This window comes from Stappia sp. BW2, from assembly GCF_008107695.1.
In the GTDB taxonomy this organism is placed as follows: Bacteria; Pseudomonadota; Alphaproteobacteria; order Rhizobiales; family Stappiaceae; genus Roseibium.
The window spans coordinates 366,597-389,992 of the sequence record NZ_VIRG01000053.1 but is presented as its reverse complement, the minus strand read 5'-3'; the positions used below and the strand labels follow the sequence as shown (position 1 = coordinate 389,992).

The 23,396-nt window shown below is 59.0% G+C and carries 18 protein-coding genes; 12 read left to right on the top strand and 6 right to left on the bottom strand.

Annotated features, from left to right (window positions below; all coding sequences use genetic code 11):
* The first annotated feature begins 253 nt into the window (after positions 1-253).
* The 3 genes from FMN63_RS06050 (at position 254) to FMN63_RS06040 (ending at position 7,212) form a co-directional block, all read left to right on the top strand.
* Positions 254-1,987, top strand: a complete 1,734-nt coding sequence (locus tag FMN63_RS06050; RefSeq protein ID WP_148583043.1) for a S1 family peptidase — start codon at positions 254-256, stop codon at positions 1,985-1,987.
* The gene (locus FMN63_RS06045) at positions 1,984-5,082 is read left to right on the top strand and encodes an ATP-binding protein (RefSeq protein WP_148583042.1); all 3,099 of its coding nucleotides are present in this window, start codon (positions 1,984-1,986) and stop codon (positions 5,080-5,082) included. Before FMN63_RS06050 ends, FMN63_RS06045 begins: the two co-directional genes overlap by 4 nt.
* A gap of 156 nt (positions 5,083-5,238) precedes the next feature.
* Positions 5,239-7,212 carry a DNA/RNA non-specific endonuclease gene (locus tag FMN63_RS06040; RefSeq protein ID WP_148583041.1) on the top strand — a complete coding sequence of 658 codons (1,974 nt, stop codon included), beginning with the start codon at positions 5,239-5,241 and terminating at the stop codon, positions 7,210-7,212.
* A 140-nt stretch (positions 7,213-7,352) separates the two neighbouring features.
* On the opposite strand, the gene FMN63_RS06035 is transcribed toward FMN63_RS06040, so the two are convergent.
* Positions 7,353-7,808, bottom strand: a complete 456-nt coding sequence (locus FMN63_RS06035) for a methylated-DNA--[protein]-cysteine S-methyltransferase (protein WP_148583040.1) — start codon at positions 7,806-7,808, stop codon at positions 7,353-7,355.
* 132 nt (positions 7,809-7,940) lie between these two features.
* Here FMN63_RS06035 and FMN63_RS06030 point away from each other — a divergent pair, with 132 nt between their 5' ends.
* From FMN63_RS06030 to FMN63_RS06015, 4 genes are all read left to right on the top strand, one after another.
* Positions 7,941-8,846 (top strand): DMT family transporter, encoded by a 906-nt coding sequence (locus FMN63_RS06030; protein ID WP_148583039.1) that lies wholly within the window; start codon positions 7,941-7,943, stop codon positions 8,844-8,846.
* 132 nt (positions 8,847-8,978) lie between these two features.
* Complete coding sequence (locus tag FMN63_RS06025; RefSeq protein WP_148583038.1) at positions 8,979-9,623, top strand: L,D-transpeptidase; 645 nt, start codon at positions 8,979-8,981, stop codon at positions 9,621-9,623.
* A gap of 152 nt (positions 9,624-9,775) precedes the next feature.
* The gene (locus tag FMN63_RS06020; RefSeq protein ID WP_148583037.1) at positions 9,776-10,264 is read left to right on the top strand and encodes an OmpA family protein; all 489 of its coding nucleotides are present in this window, start codon (positions 9,776-9,778) and stop codon (positions 10,262-10,264) included.
* A gap of 115 nt (positions 10,265-10,379) precedes the next feature.
* Positions 10,380-11,471: a LacI family DNA-binding transcriptional regulator gene (locus FMN63_RS06015; protein WP_148583036.1), complete on the top strand. Its 1,092-nt coding sequence runs from the start codon at positions 10,380-10,382 to the stop codon at positions 11,469-11,471.
* Positions 11,472-11,733: 262 nt separating this feature from the next.
* On the opposite strand, the gene FMN63_RS06010 is transcribed toward FMN63_RS06015, so the two are convergent.
* From FMN63_RS06010 to FMN63_RS05995, 4 genes are all read right to left on the bottom strand, one after another.
* The gene (locus tag FMN63_RS06010; RefSeq protein ID WP_148583035.1) at positions 11,734-13,371 is read right to left on the bottom strand and encodes a BCCT family transporter; all 1,638 of its coding nucleotides are present in this window, start codon (positions 13,369-13,371) and stop codon (positions 11,734-11,736) included.
* 29 nt (positions 13,372-13,400) lie between these two features.
* A complete protein-coding gene (locus FMN63_RS06005; RefSeq protein ID WP_148583034.1) occupies positions 13,401-13,814 on the bottom strand; it encodes a universal stress protein in 414 nt (137 codons plus the stop codon).
* 299 nt (positions 13,815-14,113) lie between these two features.
* Entirely contained in the window at positions 14,114-16,285 is a 2,172-nt protein-coding gene (locus FMN63_RS06000; protein ID WP_148583033.1) for a diguanylate cyclase, read from the bottom strand.
* Positions 16,286-16,436: 151 nt separating this feature from the next.
* Positions 16,437-17,618 (bottom strand): pyridoxal phosphate-dependent aminotransferase, encoded by a 1,182-nt coding sequence (locus FMN63_RS05995; protein ID WP_148583032.1) that lies wholly within the window; start codon positions 17,616-17,618, stop codon positions 16,437-16,439.
* A 230-nt stretch (positions 17,619-17,848) separates the two neighbouring features.
* Between FMN63_RS05995 and FMN63_RS05990 the strand changes: the two genes are divergently transcribed.
* The 5 genes from FMN63_RS05990 (at position 17,849) to FMN63_RS05970 (ending at position 22,182) form a co-directional block, all read left to right on the top strand.
* Positions 17,849-18,925, top strand: coding sequence for a CobW family GTP-binding protein (locus tag FMN63_RS05990; RefSeq protein WP_148583031.1), 1,077 nt, complete (start codon positions 17,849-17,851; stop codon positions 18,923-18,925).
* A gap of 12 nt (positions 18,926-18,937) precedes the next feature.
* Positions 18,938-19,915 carry a WD40 repeat domain-containing protein gene (locus FMN63_RS05985; protein WP_148583030.1) on the top strand — a complete coding sequence of 326 codons (978 nt, stop codon included), beginning with the start codon at positions 18,938-18,940 and terminating at the stop codon, positions 19,913-19,915.
* Positions 19,916-19,950: 35 nt separating this feature from the next.
* Positions 19,951-20,451, top strand: coding sequence for a DUF2937 family protein (locus FMN63_RS05980; protein ID WP_148583029.1), 501 nt, complete (start codon positions 19,951-19,953; stop codon positions 20,449-20,451).
* 96 nt (positions 20,452-20,547) lie between these two features.
* Positions 20,548-21,447: a LysR family transcriptional regulator gene (locus tag FMN63_RS05975; RefSeq protein WP_148583028.1), complete on the top strand. Its 900-nt coding sequence runs from the start codon at positions 20,548-20,550 to the stop codon at positions 21,445-21,447.
* Positions 21,448-21,642: 195 nt separating this feature from the next.
* Positions 21,643-22,182 carry a TetR/AcrR family transcriptional regulator gene (locus tag FMN63_RS05970; protein WP_148583027.1) on the top strand — a complete coding sequence of 180 codons (540 nt, stop codon included), beginning with the start codon at positions 21,643-21,645 and terminating at the stop codon, positions 22,180-22,182.
* Positions 22,183-22,307: 125 nt separating this feature from the next.
* On the opposite strand, the gene FMN63_RS05965 is transcribed toward FMN63_RS05970, so the two are convergent.
* Entirely contained in the window at positions 22,308-23,381 is a 1,074-nt protein-coding gene (locus FMN63_RS05965) for a Glu/Leu/Phe/Val dehydrogenase dimerization domain-containing protein (RefSeq protein ID WP_148583026.1), read from the bottom strand.
* Positions 23,382-23,396 lie beyond the last annotated feature (15 nt).

Genomic DNA, 23,396 nt, shown 5'->3' with positions numbered 1-23,396 from the left:
CGGCAGGCGTTCCCGAAAGTCGTCTGAAAAGCGGTATGCGGCTTGCGAGGCTATTTATACTTATGCGTTTATTTTTTCTGAAAAATCGCTATAATTGTATGCGCATTTGTTTTCGCAGTCTGTGAGAGTGTGCGGTCGGCCTTATTTTGACCGGTAATACGCATATCCTCAGTCGATAGCCGGTAGCTGACAGCTGCACCGGCGCTTAGAAACAGACCCTATTGTTTTAACATTTCTCGACACGGTGTTGATCATGCCGGTAACCGGAGCAGAGCTGAAGCCGTATTTGGATGCCGACGAAGCCTCCGTCGATACAGTGCTGCGCCGGGTTCAGGGCTTTACGGACTCTCTGATGACGCTGGACGCATTGCGCAGCACTGTGGAGATCACCGGACAGTCTCTGGAAGATCTCCTGGCTGATTTTCTGAATGACGAAAACCTCGGCTGGGATTTCATGTATCACGTTAATCGGCCTGCGGTGCCGATCAACGATGCCAATTTCGATCTCGAAGACCTTGGCGATTTCGCGCACAAGATGCTGGGCTTCAAGCTTTATGTTTTCGATGAAAGCGGGTTTTGCGGAGTCGGGACGCTTGTTTCCCACCGGCTTGCGCTGACCGCCTGGCACGTGACCGTCAAGGACAAGCGAAAGGAGCGCCGAACCGGTCTCACGGTGCGCACGGAAGAAGGGCAAAAAAAGTTGCGCGTGCTTGGTGTGCGTTTCGAAAAGCCCTGTCACGATGGTGAATGGGATGCCGGTGTTCAGGATGCAACTATCCTGCGCGCCCATCCGGATGTTGCCTTGCTCGCCCTTGAGCAACCGATGACGACCTACTGCGAGTTGCCGACCAATCCGCCGGCTTGGATCACCGGAAGGCGGAAGCTGTGCTTGAGCCACAGGCAGGACGACAACGGCAGGGGCGTGACTTTCGTTACCGGACGGGCAACAATTGATGATCCGCCGCGCATTGAACTGGAATGGGAAGACGGCGTCACCCGGCCCGGCTCATCGGGCGGCTCGGTCTTCGATACGGATTTTGCATTTGTCGGCTTTCACCAGGGGAAACTGAATGGCGTGTCCAGGATCGTTCCCTATGCGACCTTCGCGGGCATCGATGCATTTTTGCAGGCAATTGCCGAGGATCGGGCGCCGCCTTACATCTTTTCCCTGACGGGGCGTGTCGACGGTCATCTGATTATCGGACGTCAACGCTATTGTCATGCCATCCATGACGTCGTGAGGGGAGCAGCGCCAAACTTGCGCGGGATCTGGATCAAGCGGATGGAGATCGACGAGACGACCGGGCTGGAATTTTCCTACGATCTTTTGTGTCAGGTTCTGTCGCAGAACGGTCAACCGGCACAGGTCTTCAGGGTTGAACTGTCTCTGGAGATGGAAGACCTGCTGCAATCGTTGAACGAAAGACTTCATGGCGGTACGCCTCTGCTGGCACGGCCGGGTGCTGCCGAGGATGAGACCAGTGAAGGCGCAAGCGACAAGGACCGTGCCAGGCAACTTGTGGATCGCCTGGCCAAGGCGGCGGGGGCGAGTGAGGACAAGCCGGGCTGGATCTATTTCGACAATCCGCGTGGTGGTCTGCGCAAGGCAGCCCAGCAGCAACTTGAACTGCTTCTGGCAACGATCCTGAGTGATACGCGACTTCGATTTGTGATGGCTGGCGGGGAGACCTACAGCGTCCCCGGCCCGAAGGCGGAAAATGCCAGCGCTCTCACGGCGCCGGGCGTGATGGTGGATTATATCGGCCAGTTCGACCGAGAGGATGTGCGTTACACGCTGGAGGCAATCAACCGGTCCCTGGGGCTTGGCCTCAAGGACGATGCGGTCAAAAATGTTCTGGACCAGGCTCTTGCCGGCGTTGAAAGCCAGGGAACGGTCTACCGCAGCGCGGAGGTGAAGACCGTGTCGGAAAACTTGCGCAAGTTCCTTGCGAACAAACTTCCACGGGAAGGAGCGAGCGCACCATGAACAAGGACGGCGACCAGCTGACGGAAGGCCTGAAGGCGGCAATGCGGTTTGCCGCCACGCGCAAGACCTTCACGCCGCGCGATGCTGTGGAGGCAGCGTCGAAGGTACTGCAGGACAAGCTCACGCCTTTGACGATTGCCCGGCTGCTGGCAGAACTTAAAAAGGTCGTTCAGGAAGTATCCTCCGAACCTGTCTGGTCGCTCCGCAACGGGCCGCGCCACGGCATCTTGAAAAGCATCGAAACGCCTGAGGAAGATACGCCCGTTGCCAGAGCCCTGCGCGGTGACGAGCCGTTCTCGCAGGACAGCATCGAACGGTTGATTGCGGAAACACCGGATCTGCCGGACGAGGACCACCTCAAACGGATCGAGAACATTTCGAGTGAGCTGGACCGGGCCGGGCCAAGTGCGCCGGCCTATCCGTTGCTGGTGCGCCTGCGCGGGGTCATGAACCGCGTGGATGCCGCAAGGCGGGCGCAGACCATGCTGAGCCGGGAGTTTTTCGGCCGCGAGGAGGAATTGGCCCGCCTGCTAGACTGGTGCGCGCGACCTCAGGAGAAGACGCCTGTCCGCGCCCTTTTCATCACCGGTCTGCCGGGTATCGGCAAATCCTTCCTGATTGACCGCGCAATGGCGCAATACCGGTCCAAGCAGCAGGCTCCGGTCGTTCTGCGACTGGATTTTGACCGGCGCGGGCTGAACCTGGAAGATCCGGACAAGCTGGTGCATGAACTCTCCCGGCAGTTGGGGGATATCCTGACCGAGGAAGCGCCAAGGCTGCGCGATCTCAGGCTCAAGTATTCCGGCACCGCCGATACCTCCGGCACAACGGTCAGCAGCACGCTTCTACCGACTGAACTGATCGACGCCATGGGCGCTGCTGTGCGTTCGCACGGCGGGCAGGTCGTCCTGGTGCTGGATACGCTTGAAGTGTTGCGCGGCCATGGGGAAACCCGGCCCATTCTGCTGTTCGAGGTTCTGGACAACCTGGTGCGGGCGGGGCTGTCTCCGGTTTCGATCATCGCGGCCGGACGGGGCGATGCGCTTGATTCCGTCCGCAAACGAATCGAGGGCCCACCGCTGGAGTTGAACGGCTTGACCGAGGCGGAGTCCCGGGACCTTCTGGACACGCTGGGTGCACCACCGGATCTGCATGACAGGATCTTCGAACTTTCGCGCGGCAATCCGTTGATGTTACGGCTGTCGGCGAAGGTGACCCAGGCAGACGACTTTGATCCGGGCGAGCTGGAATACGGCGAAGCCGGCAGTGTCACGGAAGCCTATCTCTACCGGGCCATCCTGTCGCGAATTGATGATCCGCTGCTGGCAAAGCTGGCGCACCCGGGTCTCGTCCTTCGCCGGATCAGCGCCGAAGCAATCCAGTTCGTTCTGGCTCCAGCTCTCGGCCTTGGCGAAGACATCGACGAAGCGGCCTCGAAGCGTCTCTGGCAGGAACTCAGCAGCCATCACTGGCTGGTGGCTGTGGACGGTCAGGACTGGCTGAAACATCGCAGCGACTTGCGGCGGGAAATCCTGCCCATGCTTTATGTGGAGAAGCCTGAACTGGCAGCAAAGATTGACCGGGTGGCGGCAAGCTGGTTCGCCGGGATCGACCGCGAAACCGCACTTTATCATGCCTTTCAGGCAACGCGGGCCGGGGATGCGATGCCTGCGTTCACGGCCGGCGATGTTGCGGGCCTCAGCGATGACGAACTGGACGAGCTTCCTCTTCCTGCGGCCAATGCCATCTTGCAGGAGCGCGGTCAGCGCTCCCGCCGGGCGCGCTACACCAGCAGCGAGCAAGGGGCGCCGGAACCTGAGACCACGGGAACGCCGGCGGAAATCGAGCCCGAATTGATCCGCGAACTCGAGCACACCCTTCGGCGCGGAGATGTGTTGGAGGCCGAACACATCTTTACGCTCAACAACGTCTTCCCCCGAAATCCTGCGCCAACCAGTCCGGAAGCTGCCGCCACGCTTGCCTATTTCTGGCTGACCGGCCAATGGGCGCGGGCGATGTCCCTTTGGCGGCAACTGCCGAAATCCCTGCTGGACCAGCTGAGCCAGGAAGATCCCGGGCTCTATAGGCTGGTTCTGCTGGAAATCGCGGCGGAAGCGGATTTCGAGGGGCTTGTCGGCCGTCTGCGCGGCGACGAGAAACTGGCGGAGGCGGCGTGGCAGGCTCGTGCGGAAGGTTCCAGGATCGCCTTGAAGGGCGCACTGGATTTCGCGCTTCTGGCAAGCCAGGACGGATGGCAGGAGTATGCAGAGATCCTGGATCCGGTCGCCATGTCCGTCTTCCGGTTCGGCGAGAAAGAATCCGAATACCCGGCAGATGCCATCCGGTCCGGTGCGAACCGGGCGGAGCGGTTCGCGATCATGACCGGGGAGGAAAGCCCTGTCACGGATCAGCACACCATCGCCCGCATGAATCCGGCGATTGCCCCCTTGAGCGTTCTGGCGCGCATTCAGCACAGCCCACGCATGGCGCAATATCTGCGTGGCTTTTATGAGGGGCTGCACGAAACGATGTCCATGCTGGGGACGCCCGACCTTTTCGACAGTTTCGAACGCTACGCCAGCGATATCGAACTCGAGGGACCGGAAATTCTGGGCGCGCTCGGTCTGACCTGCGACTGGGCAGGGGCCTTTGCGATTTTCAATGCGGTTCCGGATGCTCCCACGGTCGCGCGCGCAGCCGAACGCTGGCGGCGCTTCAGCGGTGGCATCTGGTCCTACCCCGGAACGCCACCACCCGACTGGGGCGACGGCAATCGGGATGTGTTGCTCGAAGCTCGGGTGGAGTGCCTGCTTTCAGAAAATGACCCGCCCGCGACCGCAAGAGCCTTGTTGCGGCGACTGGCCTATGCCGCCGACTATCCCGACACGGAAGAAGGGGCGCGGCGCGCCCGCGGTGTGTTCGAACGGCGGTTGAAGCGGCCCTTGGCAAAGGCAATGACAGCCGGCGGCGCACAGGACATTGCGATGGTGCTGGCGCCCCGGCTCATGGGCCCGGCCCTTACGGCCGCACTGGCCGTGATCGGGGCAGATGCTGCAAGCAGAGACGAGCCGGTTGACGCGTCATCGCTGTTTTAAGCGGTCGCGCTATCAAGGTTCGTCAAAGACGAAGGAAGGAGAGAGCCAGGCAGTGCTCAGGTTGCTTGCGCCAGTTGAGGCTTTCAGCCCTGCTGCGGCGCCAGCCTATGGGGAGCGCCGCACAATAATACAGCCATTGATATTGGAGGAATTTCCATGAACGAACGTGCATTTTTGGAAAGTCGAGGACGCCTCGAGGCATTGAAATCGGGCGGACGGCTTGTGGCTGCGAAACGCGCTATTGAGACAGGACACCCCTTCGTTGAGCAATTTGGGCTGAACGTGCAGGCGACGCTGGACGCGCTGGATATGTCGCCCGGCCAGCTTGAGGCGACGGGCACGCCGCCGACGCAACTGGAAGCCATCGTGCGGTTGGTCACACGGCCACCGATGGTGGTGGAAGATGGCTCGGTTTCCCTGATCCCGCTGCCGGATGACTTCGGCGCGGACATTGACCTCAAGATCAAGCGGAATGAGCACTGGATTGGCTCGGTCGGGCGTGTGGAGTTCGTCAATCATTCGATGAGCTGGGGCGGAACCGCCTGGGTGATCGGCGAGGAAGCCGACGGACGCCATTTCCTGGTGGCCACCAACAGGCATGTTGCCAAGATTGTCGCGCGCCGTACCGCCAAGGGAGAGGGCGTCTTCATTCGCTCGCCCTTCACAATGGTGCGATACGGCGCGCGGGTGGACTTCAACGAGGAAGTTGGTTCGCTGCCGTCTGATGCGCGCCCGGCGGAAATCCTCCGATTTACCTATCTGGCGGATGATGCCAGTGCAGATGTTGCGATCGGACGCATTGAAAAGCCGGACGGGTTCAACCTGGCGCCCCTGCCGTTGGTGGATACGGACGCGGAAACGGATGAAATTGTCGCCGTGATCGGCTACCCGGCGTTCGACAGCCGGAACGACCGCACCGAAATGGAGAAGTATTTCAAGGGGCTTTACGACGTGAAGCGGTTTGCCCCGGGCAAGATGATGCCGGTTACGCCGGGAACCGTGCTCAGCCACGACTGCACCACGCTTGGCGGCAACTCCGGCTCACCCGTCCTGAGCCTTGATCGCAACAAGGTGGTGGGACTGCACTTTGCGGGCGCTTATGGAATTGCCAACAGCGCGGTCAGGGCGAGCACGCTGCGGGAACTTCTGTCCGGCACGCGGCCGACGCAGGTTCTGGTCGAGGAAAGCCTCACCCAGGAAGTGGCCGACGGTTTTCACGAGCCGGACCATTTTGCCGGCCGGGACGGCTACGACCCGGACTTCCTGTCGGCAAAGGTGGACTTTCCGAAGCTGCCGCACGGCATGTTCAATCTGGCCAGCCCGGCGGATGCGACACAGGGCAGGCCGCATGAGCTGCGCTACACCCATTTTGGCCTGCTCCATGATCTGGACCGTCGGAGCCCCGTTGTAACCGCGGTCAATATCGATGGTGAAAAAGCGATCAAGATCAAGCGCAAGAAGCCGGACAAGTGGTTCTTCGACAAGCGCATTCCGATGCAGGCGCAGCTCGGCAAGGGCGACTTTCCGGGAGATCTGGACCGGGGACACATGGTTCGGCGCGAAGATCCGAACTGGGGCGATGACCGTGGGGTCGCGCAGCTGGCGAACGACGATACGTTCCACTACACGAACGCGTCGCCGCAACATGCCTCGCTGAACCAGAACCGATCCACCTGGCAAGGGCTGGAGAACCACATCCTCGACAGCACCAGGACCCACGGCTTCCGCGCGACGGTCTTTACCGGGCCATTGTTTGATGACGACGAAGATCCGTTTCTCGATAGCGTTGGCATCAATCTGCCTCTGCAATACTGGAAGGTGGTTGTCATGGACGCCTTGCAGGATGACGACAGTCTTCAGCTTCATGCGACCGCCTATCTGTTAAGCCAGGGGCAGGCCATTCAGAAATACATGCAGGATCGCCACGAGACGGAAGCGGTCGAGGGATTTGCCTTCGGCGAATACAAGACCTTCCAGGTGTCGGTCGCCTTTCTGGAAGAACTGTCCGGCTTCGATTTCGGTCCGTTGAGAGATGCAGACCCGCTGGCAGCTCTTGCCGACGATCTCGAATTGCCCGCCAGCCGTCCTCGGTTTGTCGAGATTACGGGAGGGGACACGCTGATCCTGTAAGATCGGCGTGTCTCTGGAAAGCGTGGAGCGGACCTCCGGTCCCGCAAACCGCGCTTCAACATAATAACGCCGCTGCCCCGTTTGGTTTACTGTTGGCCTGACCGGGACGGCGGCGCGTTCGATTTTCGAAAGACGTTTCGTTAGACCAGGAAGGGATACCCGCCTTCCAGTTTCAGGAGAGCGATCTTTGTTTCCGTGCCGCCCGCGCCGGAATATCCGCCAAGGCCGTTCGCCGAAAGGATGCGGTGGCAGGGGATGATGATCGGTATCGGATTGGCTCCACAGGCCTGGCCGACCGGCTGTCCATAGGTGTCCAGTTCTCTGGCAACATCGCCATAGGTGCGAGTTCCGCCATAGGGAATTGCCAGCATCGCCTTGAACACTGCCTGGTGCAGGTCGCCGCCTTTCGGGGCAAGCGGCAGGTCGAAGGTTTTCAGATCACCGGCGAGATAGGCCTCCACCTGACGTGCAGCCTCCTTCAGCAGTGGTGTTTCTTCTTTGCCAGGCGGCCCGTTCCAGTGTAATTGGGTGATTGCGCCGTTTTCTTCCGTTATGGAAAGGCGCCCCAGCCATGTTTCAATTTCCGCAACCGGCATAACCGTCCCCGCTTGTCTCTTGATATCAGGTAGTGGGTTGGCGCACATGTCTCAATCGGGCCGGTCCTGCCGGGACAGGTCCGCTACACACTTTTTCATCTACGGATGATCGTTTGCAAAGGGCTGCCTGCGATGGCGCATGACAGACAGGACCGTTCGGCAGGCAATACCGCCGCTGCAACGGCGCCACTCGTCGGGATCGGTCTTATCGTGCTGGCTTGTCTCAGCTTCTCCTGGCTGGATGCAACGGCGAAATACATGTCCGCCAGTCTGCCAACCCTGCAAATTGTCTGGATGCGGTTCGTCAGCCATGTGATCCTGTCGCTGGTCCTGTTTCAGGTCTGGAAAAAGCCGTCGCTGCTGAAAACCCAGCGGCCGGTTCTGCAGATCGTACGGGCGTTGTGCCTGCTCGGCACCACCATTTTCAATTTTCTGGCCGTTCGCTATCTGCAGCTCGCCGAAACCATGTCGATCATGTTCGCCGCGCCGTTCATGATAACGGCGCTTGCCGGGCCGCTTCTGGGGGAATGGGCAGGGCTGCGGCGATGGATGGCCATCATTGTCGGGTTCATCGGGGTTCTCGTGGTCACCCGCCCGGGCCTTGGCGGCATGCACTGGGCGGCGATCTATTCCGTGGCGGCCATGTGCTTTTACGCGCTCTATGCCTTGCTGACGCGCCAGTTGACCGCAACGGACAGTTCCGCCGGAATGCTGATCATTTCCGGGATCGTTGCTGCCGTTGCCATGACGCCGGCCGGGCTTTCGGTCTGGGTGGCGCCGCCGGATGCCTGGACCTGGGTTCTTCTGTTTGCGACCGGCGCCTTCGGCGCGGGCGGGCATTTCCTGTTCATCATGGCACACCGGATCGCCCCTGCACCGGTGCTTGCGCCTTTCATCTACACGCAGATCGTCTGGATGATCGCACTGGGGTTCCTGATATTTGACGATGTACCGACCTCGACAACCATCCTGGGGGCAGCCATCGTCGTCGCGTCCGGCCTTTACATCCTCTACCGGGAACGCATCAAGGGGATCTGACGCGCAACCGCATTTGCCCTCAAGCTGTCCTCAGGTGGTTGACGGAATTGGATAGTTCCAGTCTTAATGCCCTCCGGGGTTAATCCAACCGCCGGTCAGGAAGGATCACCAGCCTTTAAAGGGGGGTATGGGATGGAGCTGAACCGACGCAGGTTCTTGACAGGGGCAGCCGCCACGGCAGGCATTCTGGCCTTGCCGCAGGTGGCGCATGCCAATGCAGCTGCAAACGCTTATTTCACTGGCTATCAGGAAGATAGTGGCTTCCAATACAGGAAAACCAATTTCAAAAAGATAGATCCCGTCTGGCATCGGCAGATGGTGAAGTATTTCAGTGACGAGCCGCCAGGAACAGTGGTGGTCGATACCAACAACCACTTCCTTTACTGGGTTTGGGAAAACAATACAGCGCTTCGATACGGCGTTGGCGTCGGGCGCGAAGGCTTCCAATGGTTTGGCCGCGCACGGATCGACCGCAAGGCCCTGTGGCCGCGGTGGGTGCCGCCACCCGAGATGCTGAAGCGGCAGCCGGATCTGCCCAGAATGGTCGAAGGCGGAGCCGCCAACAACCCGCTCGGCCCACGGGCGATGTATCTCTATCGGAACGGATCCGATCTCGGTTACCGGCTGCACGGCACGCTGGAGCCGTGGAGCATCGGCCATGATGTGTCGAGTGGCTGTATCCGCATGTTCCCGGAAGACATTGTCGACCTTTACCAGCGCTGTCCGAAAGGGACCGGCGTCCTGGTGCTGGAGCATCTGGGCGAGAACGCGGGCTGAGGTCCGCTGATCCGCAGCGATTTGCAATCGGCCGGCGGGGCTTCAGTTCTGGGGACTGAGTGCTGCCGGTCGAGGGGAAACAGTAAAAGGATTTGGGGGCTTCCTTGGAAAAGAATTTGGGCCGAATCGGCCGGGGCGCGGTATTTGCGCTCATGATTGGATTTGGATTGGCCGGCTGTAACAGTGCCGGCGGTTTGTCGTCACCGGATGTGACCAACGCACCAGCCGCAGGTTTCGGCACTATTTCGCCGGGTTCGGAAGAGGAATTCATTCTCAATGTGGGCCGCCGGATCTACTTCGATCAGGGATCGGCCGTCATCACGGATGAAGCCCGCATTACAATCGAAAATCAGGCCAAGTGGCTGAAGAAGAACAAGAAGTGGCTGGTCAAGATCCAGGGTCATGCCGATGATCCGGGCAGCGAGGCCGCGCAGAAGACCTTGTCGACCCAGCGGGCCAACGCTGTCATGGCCGAACTGGTCAAACTGGGGGTCAATCCCAAGCGCATGTGGGTAAAGGGATATGGCGTGGAGCGGCCGGTGACCGACTGCGATGAGGTGACTTGCAAGTCGCAAAACCGCAGGGTTGTCGTCAATCTGCGTGAGGAATTTGACGATTCCGCCCCTGCGGGACGGCGTTGAACTCGGTGTTGCACTGCGAACGCAATTCACGGAAAAACAGAAAAACCTGTTTACCCAGAGGGGAGAGAGCTATAACGGTCTCTCCCATCGCCGCTGCGGTTATCGAGAAATAGGAATGTCTGAAGACAACGGTTCCCCTCCCTCCCAGCCGGAATTTCCGCAAAAGCCTGGTAAAAGGCTGACGCTAGGGCATATTGCCGACCAGCTCGGGATATCCACGGCAACCGTGTCGCTGGCACTTCGTGACAGTCCGCTTGTTGCCGAGGAAACCAGGGTAAAGGTCAAGCAGACCGCGGAAGAGATCGGGTATATCTATAACCGGTCGGCGGCCTCCCTGCGCACTGCCCGAAGCCAGATCGTGGGCGTTGCCGTTCATGACATTCTGAACCCCTATTTCGCGGAAGTCTTCTCCGCGCTCGAGGACGTGCTGGAAGAGCAGGGGCAGATGATCTTCATCTGCAACCACCGGGACGACGTCAAACGCCAGCGCGCTTTCGTCAACACGTTGCTCCAGCACCGGGCGGACGGGTTGATCCTGTGTCCGTCGGTGGGAACCTCCGCAGAGGAGATCAACAGGCTGGTAGATCAGGGAATTCCCGTGACGCTGGTGGCGCGTGAGGTTCCGGGCGTGTGGGCGCCCTGCGTGCGCGGCGACGATCTTGCCGGGACCTACCAGATTACCAAACACCTGATCAAACAGGGGCACCAGGACATTGCCATGGTAGGCGGCCGCCGTGGCAGTTCGACAGGGCGCTACCGCAATGCCGGCTGGCGCAAGGCGCTGGAAGAAGCGGGAATCGATCCCGCCAACCAGCTCGACCTGCCGGAAATGATGTCACAGGCTGACGGCCGGGCCGCAGTGCCGCAAATCCTGGAAGCTGAAAATCGCCCCACAGCTATCGTCGGCTTCAATGATCTCGTCGCCTTTGGAATGATGACAACGTTCCGGCGGGCGGGGGTCGAGCCGGGTCCTGACATGGCGATTACCGGTTATGACGATATCGACGGCGCTGATGCGCGCACGCCCGCGCTTACTACGGTATCGGCTCAGCCCGACAAGATCGGCCGTCTGGCGGCCTTGACCCTGCTGCGCCAGATCGCGGGTGACCGCGTGCCCAATACGCCCATCGTGATCGAGCCCGACTTGCGGATCCGCGAAAGCTCACCGCCTCCAGGCGTGCGGCTGGCTCCCAAGCTGGCTGACTAGGCAAGACGGGTGGCGGTTGCTGCCCGGTTTTCAGTGCGTTTCAGACCATCTTCTGCCTGGTCGTGCCAAACGAAGTGCGGAACAGGATCCAGATCCGGTGCGCTAAACGAATTTCGACCAATCCCAAGACTGCTATGACCGGGGTTCCCTGATCCCGGTGCGCGCCTCGTTTGGCCTGGATGACCACACCGTTGTGGGGTGTCTTCAGACGCAAAAACGGGCGGCCAGGGCCGCCCGTTGCACGTCGCGTTATCGCTATGAGCTAGCGCGGTTCGTCCGCGAGGCCCTTGAAGATGGCGTAGCAGGCCAGCAACAGGACGATCGTGAACGGGAACCCGGTCGAGACCGCCATTGCCTGCAGGGCGCCGAGGCCGCCGCCGAGCAGAAGCGCGATGGCCACCAGACCTTCGAAGGTGCACCAGAACACGCGCTGCGGCACCGGAGCATCGACCTTGCCGCCTGCCGTGATCGTGTCGATCACCAGCGAACCGGAGTCCGAGGAGGTGACGAAGAACACGATGACAAGAATGATGGCGATGAACGAGGTGATGGAGGCCATCGGCAGATCGGCAAGCATGCCGAATAGCGACAGTTCCGGGCTGTAACTCGCGATCACATATTCATGCACCTGGCTGTCGTTGCTGGCCAGAACCTGTTCGATGGCGGTGCCGCCGAACGCTGTCATCCAGATAACCGATACGATGGTCGGAATGATCAGGACGCAGACGATGAATTCCCGAACGGTCCGGCCACGGCTGACACGCGCAATGAACATGCCGACAAACGGCGACCAGGAAATCCACCAGGCCCAGTAGAAGGCTGTCCAGCCCTGACGGAAGCTGTCGTCCTCGCGGCCAAAGGGCATCGACAGCGGTATGATTTCCTTCCCGTAGGCAACAATGTTGGAGAAGAAATCGGAGAACAGCGTTGCCGTTGGTCCCGCAGCAATCACGAAGACCAGCAACAGTGCCGCAATCAGCATGTTGATTTCCGACAGCACCTTCACACCGCCATCGAGACCGCGCAGAACCGACACCAGTGCGATGCCGGTGATGCCGATGATCAACACGACCTGTGCCGTGGTGCTGACAGGAATACCAAAGACGAAATCGAGACCGGCGTTGGCCTGTTGGGCGCCGAAACCGAGTGAGGTGGCGAGGCCGAACAGCGTGGCGAGCACTGCCGTGATATCGATGATATGGCCCGGCCAGCCCCAGGTGCGTTCACCGAAAATCGGATAGAACACCGAGCGCATGGTCAGCGGCAGACCCTTGTTGAAGGAGAAGATTGCAAGCGCGAGTGCGACCACAGCGTAAATCGCCCAGGGGTGCAGACCCCAGTGGAAGATCGTTGCAGCCATGCCCATGGCTTTCGCAGCCGCAACGTTTTCCGGAATGATATTGCCGTCCGCGTCAAAGGGCTTGGGTACGCCAATCGGCTCGGAAAAGGCCATGTGATAGACCGGTTCCAGCACACCGAAGAACATCAGGCCAATGCCCATGCCCGCGGCGAACAGCATGGCGAACCAGCCGAAATAGGTATAGTCGGGCTCGGCGTCCTTGCCACCGATGCGAACCTTGCCAAGGGGGGTGACGATCAGCGCCAGGCAGACGAGCACGAAGATGTTGCCGGAGATGATGAAGAACCAGTCGAGGTTCGACGTCAGCCATTTGCGCAGATGGTCGAACATCGGGCCGACTTCGGTCTGAAACGCAAGAGTGAAAAAGACGAAAGCAACGATGGTCAGGCCAGAGATCAGGAAGACCGGATTGTGGATATCGAGATTGAAAGGACCGACGGAGGTTTCGATGTTGTCCTGGCCAATCTCGTACTCGGTGTCGATGATATTGGCGGCGCCTTCCGGATCCGGTATGCCTTGATTGTTGGCGCTATCGCTCATGGGAGCGCTCCTTTTGTTTTGGAAAGGGGTTATCTCACGAGGAAGACGGATACGTCCGCATGGCTCGCCACTCGGCCGCCATTCGATGGCCAGAAATGATCCGGCACATGCGGGATGTGCGTTGCCATGACGACCAGGTCCGCGCCCGTGTCATGAACGGCCTTGAGAATCGCATGTTCAAGGTCGATCGCGGGGTCATGAGAAAACGCAGCATGGCTGGATGCTTCGATCCCGTGTTTCTCACCTTCAGCGGCTGCGAAAGCCGCCAGCTTTTCCCGAAACTCGTCCGGCGTGTGGGCAAGGGCGCTTGGGGTGTTTGAGGTCACGGCCACAAATACCACAGGAATACTGTTGGATTTCGCTAGGAAAGCGCCTGTTGAGATAGCTTTTTCAAGTTTATCTGCATGACCCAAGTCGATAGGAACTAGTATTTTTGTGAACAAATGTCCCTCCAAGATCTGTTCGGGCAAGAATCTTCAAGATTCAAGCCATAGAGGTCCTTGCACGGAGGGTCCGTATCATTAGTACATATAAAGGTAATGTCTTTTTGTCCCGCTCCGCCAAGCTCAGGCTACTGTCGCATATGCGGAGGCTGGCGTCAAAAGAACGGCATGGACACGCTGTGGTGCGACACTTTTGCGTATTTAGTCAAAAACACGCCTGAATTTAATGCGCACGCCGAGGAATGCTAAAAAATTGTGCACTGCGATGCTGTGGAGCGCGCTGCAACGGAGTAGCCCGTTCAGAGCGCCGGCAAATCTTCCGGCTGCGTGGCCCTGCAGGCTACACATTTGTTGCGGCCGGTCGACTTGGCTTCATAGAGCGCCGTGTCGGCCTTTTGCATGAGTGTCGAAAACTCCAGGTCTTCCCTGGCGACAACGGCAAGACCCATGCTGCAGGTGACAGTCTGTTTGACGATGTCGAGCTGGCACTCCGCGATGATCCGCTCCCGCAGGCGCTCACATACCAGCATGGCATCGTCCAGTTCGGCGTTGTGCAGGATCATGCAGAATTCTTCGCCGCCGACGCGGCCGAAGATATCGACTGACCGCAGGGCGCCGCTGACGGTATCTGCGAACTTCCTGAGAACTTCATCGCCGGTTGCGTGGCCGTACAGATCGTTGATCTGCTTGAACTTGTCGATGTCTATCATGACGGCGGTGAAGGGGCGTTTGGTGCGGCGGAACCGTTGAACTTCGGTATTGGCGCGTTCCAGGAATGCCCGGCGATTCAGGATCTGGGTCAGGTCATCGATGCTGGCAACCCGCTCCAGGTTGATCTTGGCATTCATCAAGGCCTGATGATCGCGCTGGCGGGCAATCTCGTGCCCGACCCAATCGGCAAATTGCCGGACGATCTGAATATCGGACGCTGTGAATGCCCGTTTGCGTACGTCTGGAGCCGTGAAGTTGATTGTGCCATGGACTTCGCCATCGACCAAAAGCGGGGCGCCGATATACGTCTCCAGATTGAAGATCTGATAGCACGGATGCCTGGCGAATTCCGAGTTTGCAGCGTTGGCAGTCGCGATCGGCTCATCACCCGTGAGTGTCAGCAGACAGTAGGTGTCCTGCAGCGGAAACGATGTGCCGGGCGCGAGCTCGCCGTTCGGGCTGTGGGCGTGCGTGATCGTGTAGTGGTCATCAATCACATGGCTGATGATGCCGAAAGGAACTTCGAAATGCTCCGTGCCAAGACGGAGGATTTCGGCGATCTTGTCTTCGTGGCCAAGTTCACGCGTCGACGTGATGCCATATAGTTCGGCCAGCGTGCGCTCGGTCTTCTTCCTTTCGGTTATGTCGGAAACCAGCAGCACGATCGCTTCGACCGAACCATTGTCGTCGAAGCGGGGGTTACAGCTCACCATGCATTCGCGCAAAATGCCGTCTGGAAAATTCAGGCTGATTTCGGTTTCAACCTTTTCGCCTCTTTTGGCTTCTTCCAAGGTTGCGCGGATGGTTTCGCGCTCCTTCCAGGTCAGCCGGTCGCGCAGCCGAGTGCCGATCAGATTTTCCGGTGTGTCATTGAACCATTTACAGGCAGTCTTGTTGATGAAGACGCATTTGCCGTCCAGGTCGACCTCGGTGACGCTGGCGAAAATGTTGTCGGCCATCAGAGACAGGTTCTTGTAGGCATTTTCCGCCTTCGCCCGTGCTTCCTTGAGTTCCGTGATGTCGAAGCGGATGCCGGCGATGCCGCCACTGCGGGTCCTTGTTTCGGCAATGCGCAGCCAGCGGCCGTCAGCGAGGTTTTGTTCCAGGATGGAACCGTCACCCGCCAGATGCCGGTCGATGCGCTCCTGCAGCCATTCGTCATCCGACAAGTCGCCGGTATCGTATTGTTTGCGGTTCAGGCCAAAGCGCAGAATGTCCTCGAAGCGATTTCCGGGGAACATGGCCGGTGCCGATGCGGCATAGATTTCGCGATAATTGTCATTGCAGATGATCAGCCGGTCATCTTGGTCGTAAAGCGCAAACCCTTCCGAAATCGCGTCAAGGGCGTCTTCGAGCGTCAGGGCAATATCGCTGAGCTTGGTTTCGAGGGCTCTTCGTTCCGCCAGGTCTCTCGCGATGAACAGGATACCGGTCAGATTGTGCGCTTCATCAAACAGGGGCGCACTGACCACCTCGACGGATACGGTTGAACCGACTTCGGTAACCAGATCGATTGAATAGGCCTTGCGATGCCGCTGATCGGTGGGTGCCCGGTAAAGGTCTGCCATGCGGTCGAACTGGTTCGCGTCGGCAAAAAATCGTTTTGTCGTCGTGCCGACAACTTCTTCACGGTCGACCTTGAGCAATTCGGCCATGGCCCTGTTTGCGAAAACAATGACACGCTCAGGGCTGGTGACGATGACGCACTCGTTGAGTTCACCGAACGTCTGTTCAAGATCCAGAGTGATGTTCTCGCTCATATGCGTCCCCGTTTTCTTGCCATTGCGCGGGCCTGAAGGCCATTCAACGCAATAAAAGTTTAATAAAAGGGATACGTGAGTGAAGACACCCTGAAGAAAGCGTTCTTGTTAACCTTTGATGAGGCAGTTGATCCGTAATTTTTCCGAGAAATCAGGACTCTCGGTTTCCGTGAAGGAATGTTTCGATCCGTCCAAGCGCATCACGGATGTTTTCGGTCGAATTCGCGTAAGACAGTCTGATATATCCTTCGCCCAATACGCCAAAGTCGGGGCCGCCAATGACTGCAACGCCAGCTTCTTCCAGCAGGGCAGACGCAAGTTCCTTGGCCTTCCAGCCTGTCTTGCCGATATTCGGGAAGGCGTAAAAGGCCCCAAGTGGGACACGGCAGGAAATGCCTTCGATGGCATTGAGACCGTCAACCGTTACCTTGCGTCGGCCGTCGAATTCCCGAACCATGTCGGCGACAGCCGTTTGTGGTCCGGTGAGTGCGGCAAGGGCACCGAACTGGGCCGGTGCGTTGACGCAGGACCAGGCGTTGACCGCCAGTTTGCGCGCCTTGTCGATCAGGCCGTCGGGCCAGAGGGAAAATCCCATGCGCCAGCCGGTCATGGCGTAGGTCTTGGACCAGCCGTCGAGCAGGATGAGCCGGTCGCGCAGCGACGGAAAGCCGAGCAAAGACACGTGCTCCATGCCGTCGTAGGTCATTTGCGAATAAATTTCGTCCGAGAGAACGGCAACATCGGGAAACCGTTCAAGTCCGGCAACGAGTTTTTCGATCTCCGCTCGTGGCGTGACGCCTCCCGTGGGATTGGCCGGAGAATTCAAAATGAGAAGCCGCGTCTTGTCGTTGATGAGCGAAAGCGTTTCTTCGGCAGAAAAGGCAAAGTCATTTTCCTCGCGGATCGGAACCGGCACGGGACGGGCGCCGGTGAACTCGATCATCGAGCGGTAGATCGGGAAGCCCGGATCGGGATAGAGAATTTCGGTGCCCGGTTCGCCAAACATCAGGATCGCCATGAACATGGTGACCTTGCCGCCCGGAACGATCAGAACGTTGCCGGGGTCGGTCTCCACTCCGTGACGTTTCAGCAGGTCGGCGCAAACCGCTTCACGCAAGGGCGCTATGCCCGTTGCGGGCGTGTAGCCGTGCTGACCGTCACGCAGGGCCTTGATGGCCGCTTCCACGATGTGATCCGGTGTTTTGAAATCCGGCTGACCGATGCCCAGATTGATGATGTCGCGTCCCTGTTCGGCCAGTTGCGTTGCCCGCGCCAGCACGGCAAACGCATTTTCCTCGCCGATCCGGTCAAATCCGCCAATCGTGTGCAGCATTTCGGCCTCCATGCCTGTGCGCGTTTCCTGCCGGCGACGTTAATGCGGCAGACAAGGATTTGAAAAGGCTGAACAACGGACAAAACGTTCGGGCGAGTGTCCACAGGCTTGCGCAGTTGAGGGAAATTTCCCTGGCGCACTCCCAATACGTCGGTGAAATGCTTATATTCCCGCCCAAGCGGCCCGCTAACCGGCGGGCGACCCTTCATCTCCTGCCAGGAAAGCGCGCAATGACTGCGACCCAGGACAGCCAGGCACAGATTCCCGTTACCGTGTTGACGGGATATCTGGGGGCCGGCAAGACCACCCTTCTCAACCGCATCCTGACCGAAAATCATGGTCAGCGGTACGCCGTTATCGTCAATGAATTTGGCGAAGTCGGCATCGACAACGATTTGCTTGTCGAATCCGATGAAGAAATCTTCGAAATGAACAACGGCTGCATCTGCTGCACGGTGCGGGGCGATCTCATTCGCACGGTGCAGAACCTGATGAAGCGCAAGAATGCCTTTGACGCGATCATCGTCGAGACCACCGGCGTTGCCGATCCGGCCCCCGTCGCGCAGACGTTCTTCATGGATGACGATGTCCGCGCCTCCGCGAAACTCGACGCGGTCGTTGCCGTGGTCGATGCCCGTCATGTCCTCCAGCGGCTGGAAGACACCGGAGAGGCCGAAGACCAGATCGCCTTTGCCGATGTGATTCTGATCAACAAGACCGATCTCGTATCGGCCGAAGAACTGGCCACTGTCGAGGCGCGCATCCGCTCGATCAATCCGTATGCCGTGCTTCACCGGAGCGAGCGTTGCAGTATCGACATCGCCAAGGTGCTCGACCGGGGGGCGTTCGATCTCGATCGGATCCTGTCGCTCGATCCGCATTTTCTGGAGCATGGCCACCATGCCGATGAATGCGGACCCGATTGCGACCACGACCACCACCATCATGACCATGATCATCATCACGGGCATGGTCATGATCACGGGCACCATCATCACGATGAAGACCCCCATTCGGTGAAGAGCATTTCCCTGAAGGCGGGCGATCTCGACCCCAATATGTTCTTCCCCTGGGTCAATCAGGTGACGCAGATTCAGGGTCCGAACATTCTGCGCATGAAAGGCATCCTTGCCTTCAAGGGCGATCCGCAACGTTATGTCATTCAGGGCGTTCACATGATTGTTGAAGGCGATCATCAGCGTGACTGGAAAGACGATGAGCCGCGCGAAAGCCGTCTGGTGTTCATTGGCCGGGATCTTAACTGGGAAGTTCTGAAAGACAGTTTCCAGGCCTGCGTTGCACAATAAGGAAGAAGACACTTGCCGACAGTTGCTCCCGTTGAGGTGGATGGCTACGTCGTCCGCGCCGGCTATCTGAAAGACACCGCCTTTTTTGCGTCCGGAGAAGGCGACATCGTCCTTTCCGGGCAGGGCGAAACAAAACTGAGACCTCACAAGGCGGGGCTTCTGGCGGCTGAGCCGACTGTCGACGGAAAGGGATTGATCACCTCCGGCGACGACGGCTGTATCTTTCTGAATTCGTTGGACGGGTCCAGCGAATGCGTTGCCGAGCGGCCGCGCAAGTGGATCGACCTGATTGCCGCCGGACCCTCCGGTGCGCTGGCCTTTGCCAGCGGACGGACAGCCTGGGTTCGGTTTGCCGATGGGCAGGAAAAGGAATTCGCGCACGAACGGGCCGTTGGCGGCCTGGCCTTTGCACCCAAGGGCATGCGGCTCGCGGTCGCGCGCTACGATGGCGTAACGCTCTGGTGGGCCGGTACCGATGGAGCGCCGGTCGACCTGAGCTGGAAGGGCGCGCATCTGGGCGTGAGTTTCTCGCCCGACGGCAAGTATGTTGTGTCCGCGATGCAGGAAAACGCCTTGCACGGCTGGCGCCTGTCGGACAGCCAGGACATGCGCATGACGGGCTACCCGGCCAAGGTCAAATCGTTCAGCTGGTCGGTCAAGGGACGGTATCTGGCAACGTCCGGTGCCAATGCCGCGATCCTCTGGCCGTTCTTCGGCAAGACCGGCCCCATGGGGCAGGCGCCCTTGCAGTTGGGGACCCGGAGCGACAGCCTTGTCAGTGCCGTTGTCTGCCATCCGAAGGAAGATGTTGTCGCGGTCGGCTATCAGGACGGAATGATCCTGATGTGCCGGTTCGAGGACAATGCCGAGGTGCTGCTGCGTCGACCGGGCCTGGGCCCGGTGTCGACCATGGCCTGGGACGCGGATGGAGTTCGGCTGGTCTTTGGAACGGAAACCGCGGAAGCGGGGATTATCAGTCTGCAGGACTGATCGCCAGGGACGGGCAAGGGAGGTCCTGACATCCGATGGCACGTATCATGATGCTGATCGTCATGTTGCTGAGTGGAACCGCAACGTCCCAGTTGCCGGAGTTCACGCAGCAATACCGCCAGCGGCTTGGCGGGGCTATCGATGCTCTAGAAGAAATACTTGCAGACTTCAACCGGGATGCCGCTCTTTACGGGCTGACACCGGCAGAAGCCATTGCGCGCCAGAAATCCTCCGAGGATCCTTTCATCAGATCGCGCGGCGACAGCATGCTGAATGCGGAAATCCGCCTGAGCCGGCTGAAGTTGCAGCGTGAGGAGCTGGAAACAGCCGGGCCGCTGGATCGTATGGTCATTTTCGCGCGCGGCTTCGATCCAACACTGGCGCAGGCAACTGCGGAAGACTTCGAGCCGGCCGTGCCGGTGACGCCAGCCGGATTTGCCAGTGCCGGGACCGGGGCGCTTGGCGGGTTTCTGGTCATGCGCCTTCTGATCGGTGCGGCCCGTCTCGGCCGCCGCGCAAGGCCCGTCCGGAACTGATCGTTTGCCGGGTCTCGCCCGGCGAGAATTTTGACCGTCCGCTGTAAAATACGCTAATCAGGGTCTTCGGAATGGCCCGAACGGGAAGGATGCCGGATGGACGCAATCACGCGGATGCGCTGCTTCATTCAAGTTGTCGATTCAAACGGATTTTCCGCAGCGGCCCGTGAAATGGGGCGGTCCAAGGCGCTGGTTTCCAAATATGTGGGTGAACTGGAAGACGAATTGGGCGTGCGTCTGTTGAACAGGACCACGCGTCAGGTATCCCTCACCGAAGTCGGGGAGGTCTATTACAAGGAAGCAACGGATATCCTGCAGCGGATCGATGATCTGCAAGCGTCCGTTCAGTCCTCGCATCAGGAAGTGCGTGGCCGGTTGCGCGTATCGGCGCCGCGTTCGATGGGCGACGACCTTTTGAACCAGGCCATGATGGAATTTCTTGTCCGCTATCCGGAGATCAACCTGGATCTCCGGCTGGAAGACCGCTTTGTCGACCTTGTGGAGGAAGGCTTCGATCTTGCCGTTCGGGTCGCGCAGCTGGAGGATTCCAGCCTGATTGCCCGAAAGATCGCGCCCTTCCGCACCGTAGTTTGTGCCACGCCCAAGACCATAGAGACCTATGGTGCACCCAACGTGCCTGCCGATCTCTCCTCGCGGCCCTGTATCATCGACACGAACTATCGCTACAAGCAGAACTGGGTGTTCCACACGAGCGGGGAGCGCACCTCGGTTGCGGTCAAGGGCCCGCTGGAAGTCAACAGTGCCGCGGCGGCACGAGAGGCGGCGCTCTGTAACCTTGGTTTTCTGCGGACGCCGTTGTTTTTCGTCTCCAGGGAAATTCGCGACGGCAGACTGGTTCTGCTTCTTGAGGCCTATGAAGAGCCGATGCGTGGTATTTATGCAGTGTATCCGCATCGACGGCATCTAAGTGCAAAGGTGCGGGCCTTTGTTGATTTTTTGCTTGAATGGTATTCGTCCGGCCAAAATGGCGTTTGAAATTTTTTAATCATGTGAATTAATTTGAAAACGATCGAAAATCATTGCTGTCATAACGTTTCTGATAATTTGTACTTTACTTGACGATTAAGTTTCGAAAATTACTTTCATTTTTCGCTTACGGGAAATTACTTAGATTACCTTTAGGTGAAGGTTTTCCTTGCAAAAGCGGTATGTAAATCCCAAGACTTACTCATGGAAAACGCGCAGGAACACATTGCCGCTCGTCTGGAAGAAGTCTTCTGGAGCCGCGGGTTCGCCGAACCGAGCGTTCCCGAGCTCCGGGCCGGCGCCGGTGTCAGCATGCGCACGCTTTATCGTCATTTTCCCTCGCGAGAAGCCATGGTGCTGGGAGCGCTTGAATACCGGCACAGGCGGTATCTGTCCTATGTGCGCGAAGGTGTAAGCTCTCCCGGACTGGAGGCAGCCGTTCAGCTGTTCGACAAGCTTGGGGGCTGGATGCGCATGACTGCAGGCAAGGAATGCATGTTTCGTCAAGCTCTGGCAGCCAGTCCCGACAGCACCGAAATCGCGACAATGGTCAAGCGGCACAAGGGTGAGCTTCTGCAATTCTTCGGCGAGTTGAGCGGGCAGGAAAGCTTCGCCTCGCGGCTCTACCTGCTGCATGAAGGCGTCACGGCCTGCTATGCGGAAATGGGAGAATTGGCCGTGGAAGACGCGAAAGTCCTTGTGAAGCAGATGTTCAAAGCCTCGAACGAGAGCCAGTTCTCCTGAAGCCTTCAGGATTTGAGGTGCTTGTTTCTGCGTTTCCGAAAAAATTCCGATCATTCAAGGCCGGTAAACGAAGCAACCCTTCAATGGCGACTTGTGTCCGCCATTGAAGGATGTCAGCGGCGCAATCAGGCTGCCATTGCTTTCGCCAGACGTTCTTCGGCCATTGTGTCTGCCACATGTTCCGGCGTGGTGCCTTCTTGCGCTGCGCGGTCGAAGATCCTTGCCAGTGTTTCCCCGATCGCGATGGTTTTGTCCCGGACAATGTTGTCGCCGCTGTTCGCGGTTGCCAGCGCGATGGAGATGACACCTCCGGCATTGATGGCATAATCCGGAGCGTAGAGGATGCCGCGTTTTTTCAGCGCAACGCCATCAGCCGGGGTCTGCAGCTGGTTGTTTGCTGCACCTGCAACGATCTTCGCCTGGATTTGCGGAACAGTGCGGGCATTCAATCCCGCTCCAAGAGCGCACGGCACAAAGATGTCTGCCTCAACCATATGCGCTTCTGCCGGATCGACGGCGGTGGCGCCGAAGGCATCGATGGCGCGCAGCACGGCCGGTGCGTGAATGTCGGAAACGATGAGCCTTGCGCCGGCTTCGTGAAGCTGGCGAGCTACGTCAAATCCAACATGGCCAAGGCCTTGCACGGAAACGGTCTTGCCGGAAAGATCGCTGCTGCCAAAAACGAATTTGGCGGATGCCTTGATACCTTCGAAAACACCGAGGGCCGTGTAGGGGGACGGATCGCCAAGGCCGGTCGCCTTTGTACCACGGACATGTTCGGTCTGACGGGCGACGGCTTCCATGTCATCCGGTGATACGCCGACATCTTCCGCGGTGATGTAGGTGCCGGACAGGCGCTCCACATGACGGCCGAATGCTTCCATCAACGCCTCGGATTTGTCACGTCGCGGGTCCGCAATGATGACGGCCTTGCCGCCGCCAAGATCGAGGCCTGCGAGAGCGTTCTTGTAGGTCATGCCGCGGGACAGGCGCAGGGCGTCCATAAGGGCATCTGCAGGATGTTCGTAGGGCCAGACGCGGCAGCCGCCAAGAGCCGGACCAAGCGTGGTGTCGTGGACGGCGATGATGGCCTTGAGGCCAGTGGCCTTGTCCTGAACAAAAACAATGTCTTCGTGATCACCCATTTCGGGATGGTCGAAGACGGCGCTGTGATCAACTGATTTATGCAAGGCGTTCATGGCTGGTTCGATCGT

Bases quoted from the DNA above. Each gene is read 5' to 3' on its own strand.
- FMN63_RS06050 (WP_148583043.1), top strand. From the start codon at position 254: ATGCCGGTAACCGGAGCAGAGCTGAAGCCGTATTTGGATGCCGACGAA.
- FMN63_RS06045 (WP_148583042.1), top strand. From the start codon at position 1,984: ATGAACAAGGACGGCGACCAGCTGACGGAAGGCCTGAAGGCGGCAATG.
- FMN63_RS06040 (WP_148583041.1), top strand. From the start codon at position 5,239: ATGAACGAACGTGCATTTTTGGAAAGTCGAGGACGCCTCGAGGCATTG.
- FMN63_RS06035 (WP_148583040.1), bottom strand. From the start codon at position 7,808: ATGCCGGTTGCGGAAATTGAAACATGGCTGGGGCGCCTTTCCATAACG.
- FMN63_RS06030 (WP_148583039.1), top strand. From the start codon at position 7,941: ATGGCGCATGACAGACAGGACCGTTCGGCAGGCAATACCGCCGCTGCA.
- FMN63_RS06025 (WP_148583038.1), top strand. From the start codon at position 8,979: ATGGAGCTGAACCGACGCAGGTTCTTGACAGGGGCAGCCGCCACGGCA.
- FMN63_RS06020 (WP_148583037.1), top strand. From the start codon at position 9,776: ATGATTGGATTTGGATTGGCCGGCTGTAACAGTGCCGGCGGTTTGTCG.
- FMN63_RS06015 (WP_148583036.1), top strand. From the start codon at position 10,380: ATGTCTGAAGACAACGGTTCCCCTCCCTCCCAGCCGGAATTTCCGCAA.
- FMN63_RS06010 (WP_148583035.1), bottom strand. From the start codon at position 13,371: ATGAGCGATAGCGCCAACAATCAAGGCATACCGGATCCGGAAGGCGCC.
- FMN63_RS06000 (WP_148583033.1), bottom strand. From the start codon at position 16,285: ATGAGCGAGAACATCACTCTGGATCTTGAACAGACGTTCGGTGAACTC.
- FMN63_RS05995 (WP_148583032.1), bottom strand. From the start codon at position 17,618: ATGCTGCACACGATTGGCGGATTTGACCGGATCGGCGAGGAAAATGCG.
- FMN63_RS05990 (WP_148583031.1), top strand. From the start codon at position 17,849: ATGACTGCGACCCAGGACAGCCAGGCACAGATTCCCGTTACCGTGTTG.
- FMN63_RS05980 (WP_148583029.1), top strand. From the start codon at position 19,951: ATGGCACGTATCATGATGCTGATCGTCATGTTGCTGAGTGGAACCGCA.
- FMN63_RS05975 (WP_148583028.1), top strand. From the start codon at position 20,548: ATGGACGCAATCACGCGGATGCGCTGCTTCATTCAAGTTGTCGATTCA.
- FMN63_RS05970 (WP_148583027.1), top strand. From the start codon at position 21,643: ATGGAAAACGCGCAGGAACACATTGCCGCTCGTCTGGAAGAAGTCTTC.
- FMN63_RS05965 (WP_148583026.1), bottom strand. From the start codon at position 23,381: ATGAACGCCTTGCATAAATCAGTTGATCACAGCGCCGTCTTCGACCAT.